This is a genomic window from Mesorhizobium sp. WSM4820, from assembly GCF_055811075.1.
Genome location: NZ_JBVVQN010000074.1, coordinates 1 through 790, shown reverse-complemented (window position 1 = coordinate 790; position 790 = coordinate 1). Strand labels below are relative to the sequence as shown.

1 protein-coding gene is annotated in these 790 nt (G+C 64.2%); it reads right to left on the bottom strand.

The genetic code is table 11. The annotated features are described in order from the left end of the window. A partial coding sequence (locus AC0L2R_RS33770) for a chemotaxis protein CheB (RefSeq protein WP_473514108.1) occupies positions 1–790 on the bottom strand: 790 nt, incomplete at both ends.

Below are 790 nucleotides of genomic sequence, written 5' to 3'. Positions count from 1 at the left end.
GCCAACTCACTTTCCCGGTCGGCCATTCGCCGGGTGAATGCCGCCCGCTGCTGATGCGCGCGCAGCAAGCTCCACAATATCTGGTCAGTCTCGGCCGACTGAGCCTCGAGCATCGCGTCCGAGGTGAAGGCATGCCCAGTGTGGCATCGGTAGCGAAGCATGTCGCCGTCCTCGATCTCCCACAGAGGACCGTGGCACTCCGGACAAACAAACAACGAAAGTTCGCCGAGACGATCTTCATTCGACATAGCGGAGTGCTCCTGAGCTGCGACTGCCGCCTCCAGCCGGACTCCCGGTGGAACAGGAAGCGTCTCGCCGGCGGGCTCGGAGGCCAACCGGGCCAACAGATCGCCCATTCCGACGATCGGCACGCAATGGTCGATTTCGACATGGCGCTGGGCGCTCCGAACCATGTCTGGTACGGCCGCGTCTTGCGGGTCCTGGATCACTGTTACTCCCCCGACGGTCTTGATTGCCCGGAGACCCGAGGTGCCGTCGGACAAGCTGCCGGAGAGGAGGACGCCAATGACCCGAGCTCCATAGCTACACGCGGCCGATCGGAAGAGAGGATCGATCGCCGGCCGGGCAAGGTTCTCGCGAGGGCCGCGCCGGAGCAGCATGTGATCGTGGTGCAGCAGCAGATGGAAACCGGGTGAAGCCACATAGATGCGCCCCCGCTCCAACTGCTCCCCGCTCTTCGCCTTGATCGCCCTGAGAGGGCCAGCCCGATCAAGGATCTCCGGGAGATAGCTCGTCTGGCCCACGTGGAGCACCACGAAGACAGCAGCGG